Below are 9,607 nucleotides of genomic sequence, written 5' to 3'. Positions count from 1 at the left end.
CCTCGATGCTGATCGGGGTGGTGTGGTTGTATTGCTTGAACTCGATCTTGCGATACAGCGAGTCGCGCTCGTCCTTGGAGTATTGCAGCAGCAGCGCCCGGCCGCTCGACGTCGCGTGGATCGGCACGCGGTGACCGACCTTGGCGAAGTAGCGGATCGCGGCTGCGGATTCGACGACGTCGATGAACACCGCCATCACCCCGGCCGGCGCCGCGATCGCGACCGTCTCACCGGTCTCTGCCGACAGCGCCGCGATCAGCGCGTGAGTCCAGCCCGGCAGCGGTTCGACCTCCGCGACTTCCCTAGCCATTACCAGCCAGCGCGGCGTCGGATAATAGCCGGCGCGCGGCCGCGGTTCGTACAGATAGCCCTTCTCGGCCAGCGTAGTCAGCAGGTTGAAGGTCGACGAGCGTGGCCAGCCGAAGTGATCAGCGATTTCCGCCAGCGTCGCCGGCTTCTTCACGCGCGCGAAGTATTCCAGGATGTCTAGAACATTTGCGGCTTGGCGAACGATCATCAGAGGCCCTCGGGGCGGCCGACCCGGCCACCCGCGCTTGTCATAGTCCGAGAATTTTCTGCGCGGCGCGCAGATGCGGCTTGTCGAGCATCTTGCCGTCGAGCCGCAGCGTGCCGGCGTTGGGATTGTCGGCGAACGCCGCAATCACTTTTTCCGCCCAGCTCCGTTCAGCGTCGGTTGGGGCGAAGGCGGCGTTGACAATGTCGACGTGCTTGGGGTGGATCAGCGCCTTGCAGGCAAAGCCGTCGCGCCGCGCTGCGCGCGTCTCGGCTTCAAGCCCGGCGAGATTGTCGATGTCGGTATAGACGGTGTCGATCGCCAGGACGTCTGCGGCCGCCGCGCCCATCAGGCACAGGTCGCGCGCGAGGCGGTACGGGCTGTGAAACACGCCACCCGTGCCGTTTTCGGTGGCGCCGAGCGAGGCGGCGAGGTCTTCCGCGCCCCACATCAGGCCGGCAAGCCGCGGCGAGCAATCCTTGTAGCTGCCGAGTCCGAAGATCGAGCCGGCGGTCTCGGTCGCGACCACGACGATCCGGGTCGCTTCGGACTCGATACCCGCGGCGGCTTCGAACGCATCGAGCCACAGCGCGACGTTGCGCACGTCGTCGCCGCCGCGCGATTTCGGCAGCACGATGCCGTCGGGCCGAGCCGGCATCACGGCAGCAAGGTCGCCAAGCGTGCGGCCGGTGTCGAGCGCGTTGACGCGTACATAGAGCTTCTGCCGGCCGCGCGGCGCCTGAAGCATGGTGCGGGTCAGACCGCGGGCCTCGTCCTTCTTCTCGGCGACGACAGAATCTTCGAGGTCGATGATCAACGCGTCGGCGGCGCCTTGCGACGCCTTTTCGAATTTGCGCGGGCTGTCGCCCGGCACGAACAGCATCGAACGCATCAGGCAGGCCTCTGGTGCATCAGCGCCGTGCGCAGGCACCTGCCGACGATCTCGTCGTTCTGGTTCAGCGCGTGGTGTTCGAACTCGACGATGCCGGCGTTCGGGCGCGACTTCGACTCACGTTTCGACAGCACTTTGGTGGTGGCGCGCAGCGTATCACCGTGGAACACGGGCTTGGGGAAGGTCACGTCGGTCATGCCGAGATTAGCGACGGTCGTGCCCAGCGTCGTATCATAGACGGTCATGCCGATCATGATGCCGAGCGTGTACAGGCTGTTGAAAATACGCTGGCCGAATTCGGTCTTCTCCGCAAAATGCGCGTCGATGTGCAGCGGCTGCGGGTTCAGCGTCAGCAGGCTGAACATCGTGTTGTCCATCTCGGTGACCGTGCGCGTCAGCGCATGCCGGAATTCCTGGCCGACCTCGAACTCCTCGAAGTACATCCCCGCCATGATCGTCGTCTCCCTGTGCTTCAATTGGGCCCGCGGGCCGGTTGTCAGTCGGGCAGATGCACCGCCTTGCTGTGGCCCAGGCGGTCGATCTCCGCGGCCGAGAACCCTGCTTCGATGAGGATGTCGCGGCCGTTGCCGCCAAGCGTCGGCGCCGGAGCGCCGGGCTCCGGCTGTGTCGCGCTCCAGGTCGACGGCACTTTCATCTGGCGTACGCGCCCTTCGACCGGGTGCTCGACGGTCTCGAAGAAGCCGACCGCACGCAGATGCGGATCGTCGAGGATCGACTCCATGCTGTGCATCGGCATCACCGGAATATCGGCGCGCTCCAGCAGTTCGCGCCATTCGGCGGTGGTGCGGGTTTGGAAGATCGCCCCGATCTCCTCATAGATCTCGTCGATGTGCCGGGTGCGCGCGGCGTGATTGGCGAAGCGTGGCTGCGCCAGGAAATCGGTGCGGTCGATCGCCTCGAAGAAGCTGCGCCATTGCTTGTCGTTGTAGATCAGCACGCACAGATAGCCGTCGCTGGTGCGGTACGGCTTGCGGGAACGCGATAGCAGGCGGGCGTAGCCGCCATGGTCGAGCGGCGGCTCGTAGGTCAGTCCGCCGAGGTGATCGACCAGCACGAATGAGGCCATCGACTCGAACATCGGCACGTCGATGCGCTGGCCTTCGCCGGTGCGTTGCTGATGCAGCAGTGCGCCGAGCATGGCGTTGACGGCCATCAGCCCGACGATGCGGTCGGCGATGGTGATCGGCACGTAGCGCGGGGTGCCGTCGCCGGCCGCCGCGAGCAGCGTCGGCACGCCCGCTGCGCCCTGGATCAGGTCGTCATAGGCCGGCTTGGCGGCGTAGGGGCCGTCCTGGCCGTAGCCGAACGCGCCGAGATAGACGATGCCCGGATTGACCGCGGCGACCTGCTCGTAGCTCAGGCCGAGCCGCGCCATCGCCTGCGGACGCACGTTGTAGATCAGCGCGTTGGCCCGCGCGGCGAGTTGCAGCAGCGCCTGCCGACCTTCCTCCCGCTTGAGATCGATAACGATGCTGCGCTTGCCGCGATTGGTGTTGAGAAACATCCCGCCCATGCCGGGCGTGCGGCCGGGACCGATATGGCGGACGATGTCGCCCTCCGGGCTCTCGACCTTGATGACGTCAGCGCCCATGTCGGCGAGCGTCTGAGTGGCATAGGGCCCCATCAGCACCGAGGTCAGGTCGAGTATCGTAATGCCAGTCAGGGGTCCCAACGCGCGATCCTTCAGTTCACACGTGTGTAGCTAGAATTCAAAAAATAACCCGGTCAATCGATTTGGCTGCTCGCGCGGCGCATAGCTCCATGCATTGTCCATCATATTGACTGAAAAATTCACCTGTATGTACGATCCCTCCATCAAAGCGGCACAAGCCGCCCCGGCCGCTGCTGCGGACGGATACAGGGAGGACTTCGGATGCGGACAAGCGTGGCTTGGGCGGTGGCGTTGTCGCTGCCGGTGACGATGGTGTTGGCGCCTGCTCAGGCGCTCGAACTCAAGGTCGCCGACTCGTTTCCCGCCGGGCACTATCTCGTCCGCCTGATGCTGAAGCCGTGGATGGACGACATCACCAAGCGCACCAACGGCGCGGTGACCTTCAGCTATTATCCGAACCAGCAGATGGGCAAGGCGACCGACCTGCTGCGTCTGACCCAGTCGGGCGTCGTCGACATCGGCTACATCGCGCCGTCCTACGCGTCCGACAAGATGCCGCTGTCGGAAGTCGCGCAATTGCCGGAGTCGTTCACCACGAGCTGTCAGGGCACGATGGCCTATTGGAAGAGCGCACGTGACGGCGTCCTCGCCAAGCAGGAATACGCGCCCAACAAGATCAAGCTGCTGATGGCCGTGGTGCTGCCGCCGTATCAGGTGTTCACGGTGAAGCAGAAGGTCGACTCGATGGACACCATCCAGGGCCTCAAGCTGCGCTCGACCGGCGGCGCGCAGGACCTGACCCTGCGCGCGCTTGGCGCCGTGCCGGTGCGCATGGCGGCGCCGGACGCCTATGAGTCGTTGGCGCGCGGCACCATGGACGGCGTGCTGTTCCCGGCCGACAGCATCGCGTCCTACGGCCTGGACAAGCTGGTCAAGCACGCCACCGATGGGGTCAGCTTCGGCTCGTTCATCGTCGCCTATTCGATCAGCGAGCGGGCCTGGGCCAAGCTGCCGGACGACGTCAAGAAGGCGATGGAAGAAGCCTCCGAGGCGATCGAGCCGAAGGTCTGCGCCGACGTCGATAAGGAACAGCAGCAGACCCGCAAGCAGCTCAACGATGCAGGCGTGACCTTCGATCCGATCCCTGACGCCACCAAGGCGCAGATGAAGGATAAGCTGAAGGGCGTCGCCAAGGAATGGGCCGCCGGCATCGACTCACGCGGCAAGCCGGGCACGCAGGCACTCGAAGAGTTTCAGAGCCTGCTCGCCGCTGGTGCCGGCAAGTAAGCGTCCCCTTAGACAACGCGTGGAGACCGCGTGATGCAGCGAGCCAGTGCCGCTCTCGCCGCGCTCGAACGAGCGCTGACGTTGATCGCGGTCACCTTCATGTTCGCGATCATGGTGCTGGTGGTGGCGGACGTGTTCATGCGGTACGCGCTGAACCGTCCGTTCTCCTTCACCTACGATCTGATCGGCCTCTATTTGATGGCCGGGGTGTTCTTCCTGACGCTGTCGGACGCGCTCCGCGAGCACGTTCATGTCGGCGTCGACATTTTGGTGCCGCGGTTCTCGCCCGCGGGGCGGCGACTCGCCGAGATCGTCACCGCGCTGACCGGCCTGTTCGTGTTCGCGCTGCTGTGCAAGGTCGGCTTCGACCGCGCGCTCGACAACTTTCAGCAAAACGACGTGCTCGCCGGCGCCATCCCGTGGCCGACCTGGATTTCGGCGGCGCTGGTGCCGTTCGGTTGCGGCGTGCTGGTGCTGCGGCTCGTGCTGATGCTCGCGGGCCATGTGGCGAGCCTCGTCACCGGCCGAGATCTCTATCCGTTGCCGCCTCTGGTCGGGGTCGGCGAAGCCAAGTCCTTCGAATAGCGGCGGCCGACATGACAACCTTGATCGTTCTCGGCCTGCTGTTCGTCCTGCTCGCGATCGGCACGCCGGTCGGCTTCGCGATGGCGTTCTCCGGCTCGGTCGGCCTGCTGATGGTCGGCGGCACCGGCACGCTGTTCGGCATCCTGGAGACCGCGCCGCTGTCGACGGTGTCGTCCTATGAGCTGATCACCATCCCGATGTTTCTGCTGATGGCCGAACTCGTGCTGTTGTCGGGCGTCGCCGACGCGTTGTTCAAAACCGCCTCGGCCTGGGTCGGACGCATCCCTGGTGGCCTCGGCATGGCGACAGCGCTCGCCGGCGCCGGCTTCGGCGCGATCTGCGGCACCAGTACCGCGTCGGCCGCGACGCTGTCGTCGACCAGCCTGCCGGCAATGATCAAGCAGGGCTACGAGCCGAAGATGGCGGCCGGCGTGGTGGCGATCTCGGGCACGCTGGCGATGCTGATCCCGCCCAGCGTGGCGCTGGTGATCTTCGGCCTGCTCGCCGAGGTCAACATCGGGCAGCTCTTGATCGGCGGCATCATTCCTGCCGCGCTGGTCACCGCGACCATCATGGCGACGATCTACGTCCTGGTCTGGCTCGATCCGTCACGCGCGCCTCGGGTCGCGTCGGTGCCGTGGCGCGAGCGCTTCGTGCTGCTGTGGCAGATCGGCCCGATGCTGGCGCTGTTCACGCTGGTCACCGGCACCATCTATCTCGGCGTCGCGACCCCGACCGAGGCTTCAGCGCTCGGCGCCGCCGGCGCGCTGGTGCTGGCGATCTCCAAGGGCAAGGTGACGCCGAAGACGCTGTACAAGGCGCTGCTCAGCGCCAGTTACGGCACCTGCATGATCGTGACCATCCTGGTTGGCGCGTCGATCTTCGGTTACTTCTTCACGCTCACCCATGTCACCCAGGATCTCGTCGCCTGGGTCGGATCGCTGGAGACGTCGCGCTGGGTGATCATCACGCTGATCCTGTGCGGCTACATCGTGCTCGGCTCGTTCATGGATCAGATCGCCATCCTGGTGCTGACGGTGCCGATCGTGATGCCGCTGATCAAGTCGCTCGGCTTCGATCCGATCTGGTTCGGCGTGATCAAGATCGTCACCGCCGAAGTGGGCATGATCACGCCGCCGGTCGGGCTGAACTGCTTCATCGTCGCGCGCTACGCCAAGCGGCCGGTCGCCGAAGTGTTCCACGGCACGTTCCCGCACTTCATCGCCCACCTGATCGCGATCGCCATCATGGTGGCGTTCCCGAGCATCATTCTGTGGCTGCCGTCGCAGATGGCGCCGTAGGCCTTCTGCAACGCCTCTCGTCCGTCCAAGCAACAACAACACAAAGAGCCAGTCATGGACTTCGCACTCACCGATCAGCAGGAAGCCATCCGCGACGCCATCGCCAAGATCTGCGAGGGCTTCGACGACGCCTATTGGCTGAAGAAGGATCGCGAGGGCGGCTTCCCGCACGACTTCCACAAGGCGCTGGCCGACGCCGGCTGGCTCGGCATCTGCGTGCCAGAAGCCTATGGCGGCTCCGGCCTCGGTATCACCGAGGCGGCGATCATGATGCGCGCGATCTCGGAATCCGGCGCCGGCATGTCGGGCGCCTCGGCGGTGCATATCAACGTGTTCGGCCTCAACCCCGTCGTGGTGTTCGGCACCGAGGAACAGCGCCAGCGTATGCTGCCGCCGATGGTCGAGGGCCGCGACAAGGCGTGCTTTGCCGTGACCGAGCCGAACACCGGCCTCAACACCACCCAGCTCAAGACCCGCGCGGTGCGGAAGGGCGACCGCTACGTCGTCAACGGCCAGAAGGTGTGGATCTCGACCGCGCAAGTCGCAAACAAGATCCTGCTGCTGGCGCGCACCACGCCGCTCGAAGAGGTGAAGTCGCCGACCCACGGCCTCAGCCTGTTCTACGCCGACTTCGATCGCACGAAGATCAAGGTGCACGAGATCGAGAAGATGGGCCGCAAGATCGTCGACTCCAACGAATTGTTCTTCGAGGATTTCGAGATTCCGGTCGAGGACCGGATCGGCGAGGAGGGCAAGGGCTTCCACTACATCCTGGAAGGCATGAACCCCGAGCGGGTCCTGATCGCGGCCGAAGCGGTTGGGCTCGGCAAGCTGGCGCTGTCGCGTGCCGCCGACTACGCCAAGACCCGGATCGTGTTCAACCGCCCGATCGGCCAGAACCAGGGGATTCAGCATCCGCTGGCGAAGAACTGGGTCGAGCTCGAAGCCGCCTGGCTGATGGTGATGTCGGCGGCGTGGCAATACGACCAGGGCATGCCATGCGGCGCTGCCGCCAATGCGGCGAAGTATCTGGCCGGCGAGGCGGGCTTTCAGGCCTGCGAGCAGGCGGTGATGACCCATGGCGGCTTCGGCTACGCCAAGGAGTATCACGTCGAGCGCTATTTGCGCGAAGTGATGATCCCGCGCATCGCGCCGGTCAGCCCGCAGCTCGCACTCAGCTTCATTGCAGAGAAGGTGCTCGGCCTGGCGAAGTCGTACTGATCGCGGATCGGCGCGAGCGTCGCCGATGCCAGCCCAGAGCGCGTCGATCGACTTCGCCGGCCTGATCCGCGCCGGCGATCCCGTGGTGTGCGGCCAGGCGACCGCCGAGCCGCTGACGCTGACCGAGGCGCTGATGTCGCAGGCTGCCGATCTGCCGCCGTTCCGGTTGATGGTCGGGCCGGTGTTCTCGGACACCTTCGCCGCGCCGCCGCCGAACCTCTCGTTCGTCAGCTACGGCGTCATCGGCAACGCCCGCAAGCTGGCGCGCGCGGGTCGGCTCGATGTCGTTCCCAGCAACTACTCGGCGTTCTGTGCCGACTTCGCCGCCGGCCGCCACCGCGCCGATGTCGTGTTGGTGCAGCTCGCGGAAGCGCCCGACGGACGCCTCAGCGCCAGCCTGTCCTGTGACTACGTGATCGATGCCGCGCGCCGCGCGCGTGTCGTGATCGCCGAAATCAACCCGGACGCGCCGTTCACGTATGGCGCGGAGTGGCCGGGCGAGGTGCCGATTCACATCCGCGTTGTCGCGCGGCGCACGCCGCTGGAGTTGCCGTCCGGCACACTCGACGACGTGTCACGCCAGATCGCCGCCAACGCCGCCGAGCTGATCGCCGATGGCGCGACGTTGCAGTTCGGCGTCGGCAAGATTCCGGACGCGATCCTGTCGTCACTGGCGCATGCCCGCGACCTCGGCATCCATTCCGGCCTGATCAACGACGCGGTGGTCGAGTTGATCGAGCGCGGCGTCGTCACCAACGCGCGCAAGGGCATCGATCCTGGCGTCACCGTCACCAATCAGCTGATCGGCACGCAGCGGCTGTATCGGTTCGCGCATCAAAATAGGTCGGTGCTGATGCAGCCAGCCGCCTACACCCACGATCACGGCGTGTTGGGGCGGATCGGCAGGCTGACTGCAATCAACTCGGCGCTGCAGGTCGGGCTCGACGGCAGCATCAACGCTGAGACGCTGAACGGCGTCGCGATCGGGGCGATCGGCGGCCAGCTCGATTTCGTCCGCGGCGCCAACGCCTCGCCGGGCGGGCGCGCGCTCATCGCGCTGCCGGCGACGGCGCCGGACGGCACGAGCCGCATCGTCGCGCGGGTCGAGACGGTGACGACGCCGCGGGCCGATGTCGATGCGATCGTCACCGAATGGGGCGTCGCCGAACTGCGTGGCTGCGGCCTCGCGGAGCGGGCGCGGCGGATGATCGCCATCGCGGCGCCGGAGCATCGCGACCGGCTCGCCGAACAGGCCCGGACGATCGCCTGAGTCCACGCGCCTGTGCGCGGGCGGATAGAACCGGACTTACGCCGCTTCGCTGTCGCCGTCGTCGTCGCTGAAGTTTTCCAGCATCGGCAGCGCCATGCCGTCGATCTCGGCCAGCGCCTTGCCGGCGATGCCCTGCAGGTCGCCATACATTCCGGCGGTGGCTTCGAGCACGCCGCGGATCTGCGCCTCGCGCTTTGCCCACATCCGCATCATCGAGCGGCGTTCCTTGTCGAGATCGCTCTGCATCTCGGTGAACTTCTCGACGATCGCCTCGATCCGCTGCCGGAACGCGGGGCCGGTGAGGTACTGGTAGGTCAGCTCCATCTTGGTCTGCTGGCCGACGCCGGCCTGGCGCGCGGCGGCGAGCTCGATCAGCGACTGCCTGAGCGCGATCGCCACCGGAATCGCGCAGCGCGCTTCGGTGACCCAGACGCCGTCGATATGGTCGAAGGTGTGCACGCCCTTCGGCAGCGCGTTGGAGACGATCAGCGCCAGCTCGGCCTTGGCCTTGCGCTGGTCGTCGCGCAGCTTGGTCAGCCAGCCGTCCGACCAGTTCTTGGTGCGCTTGAATTCCCACAGGATGCTGCCGCACGGCTGCGCCGCGGCGCTCACCACCCGCTGCAGCACGTCGCCGCCGAATTCGCCTTTCGGCACCGGCTCGATCTGGTCGTGCGGAAACTTGGCGCGCAGCGAGGCTTCGAGTTCGAGCTCCAGCACCTCGCCCTGCAATTGCTGCGAGCCCTGTTCGGCCTTGCGCTTCAGGTCCTCGATCTGCCGCTGCATCGCGGCGATCTGCTCTTCCTTCTCGGTGACCTTGAGCCGCAGATTATCTTCGGCAGCCTGCTGGGCCTTCTGCCGCGCCTCATCGAGACCAGCCTGGACCTGCTTCTCGATCGTCAGATGA

The 9,607-nt window shown here is 65.9% G+C and carries 10 protein-coding genes; 5 read left to right on the top strand and 5 right to left on the bottom strand.

Annotation, left to right across the window (positions count from 1 at the left end; translation table 11 throughout):
* The 4 genes from DYI24_RS14270 to DYI24_RS14255 all read right to left on the bottom strand — a co-directional run.
* On the bottom strand, positions 1-517 hold a 517-nt coding region (locus DYI24_RS14270; protein ID WP_164572758.1), incomplete at its 3' end, for an IclR family transcriptional regulator.
* Positions 518-557: 40 nt separating this feature from the next.
* A complete protein-coding gene (locus DYI24_RS14265; RefSeq protein ID WP_164572757.1) occupies positions 558-1,406 on the bottom strand; it encodes an HpcH/HpaI aldolase/citrate lyase family protein in 849 nt (282 codons plus the stop codon).
* Entirely contained in the window at positions 1,406-1,882 is a 477-nt protein-coding gene (locus DYI24_RS14260; RefSeq protein ID WP_349627777.1) for a MaoC family dehydratase, read from the bottom strand. Before DYI24_RS14260 ends, DYI24_RS14265 begins: the two co-directional genes overlap by 1 nt.
* A 20-nt stretch (positions 1,883-1,902) precedes the next feature.
* Positions 1,903-3,099, bottom strand: coding sequence for a CaiB/BaiF CoA transferase family protein (locus DYI24_RS14255; protein WP_164572755.1), 1,197 nt, complete (start codon positions 3,097-3,099; stop codon positions 1,903-1,905).
* A 201-nt stretch (positions 3,100-3,300) separates the two neighbouring features.
* On the opposite strand from DYI24_RS14255, the gene DYI24_RS14250 reads away from it, so the two are divergent.
* The 5 genes from DYI24_RS14250 to DYI24_RS14230 are packed head-to-tail and all read left to right on the top strand — an operon-like array spanning position 3,301 to position 8,703.
* A complete protein-coding gene (locus DYI24_RS14250) occupies positions 3,301-4,326 on the top strand; it encodes a TRAP transporter substrate-binding protein (RefSeq protein WP_164572754.1) in 1,026 nt (341 codons plus the stop codon).
* 33 nt (positions 4,327-4,359) lie between these two features.
* Complete coding sequence (locus DYI24_RS14245; protein WP_164572753.1) at positions 4,360-4,911, top strand: TRAP transporter small permease; 552 nt, start codon at positions 4,360-4,362, stop codon at positions 4,909-4,911.
* 11 nt (positions 4,912-4,922) lie between these two features.
* Positions 4,923-6,212 carry a TRAP transporter large permease gene (locus tag DYI24_RS14240; RefSeq protein ID WP_107357043.1) on the top strand — a complete coding sequence of 430 codons (1,290 nt, stop codon included), beginning with the start codon at positions 4,923-4,925 and terminating at the stop codon, positions 6,210-6,212.
* A gap of 54 nt (positions 6,213-6,266) precedes the next feature.
* Positions 6,267-7,433 carry an acyl-CoA dehydrogenase family protein gene (locus DYI24_RS14235; protein WP_164572752.1) on the top strand — a complete coding sequence of 389 codons (1,167 nt, stop codon included), beginning with the start codon at positions 6,267-6,269 and terminating at the stop codon, positions 7,431-7,433.
* Between the two features lie 25 nt (positions 7,434-7,458).
* On the top strand, positions 7,459-8,703 hold the full coding sequence (locus DYI24_RS14230; RefSeq protein WP_164572751.1) for an acetyl-CoA hydrolase/transferase family protein: 1,245 nt from the start codon (positions 7,459-7,461) through the stop codon (positions 8,701-8,703).
* A gap of 36 nt (positions 8,704-8,739) precedes the next feature.
* On the opposite strand, the gene DYI24_RS14225 is transcribed toward DYI24_RS14230, so the two are convergent.
* A partial coding sequence (locus DYI24_RS14225) for a DUF2130 domain-containing protein (RefSeq protein WP_164572750.1) occupies positions 8,740-9,607 on the bottom strand: 868 nt, incomplete at its 5' end.

Source organism: Rhodopseudomonas sp. BR0C11, assembly GCF_010820945.1.
GTDB classification, from domain to species: domain Bacteria; phylum Pseudomonadota; class Alphaproteobacteria; order Rhizobiales; family Xanthobacteraceae; genus Rhodopseudomonas; species Rhodopseudomonas palustris_H.
This window is presented reverse-complemented; position numbering and strand designations above follow the sequence as displayed.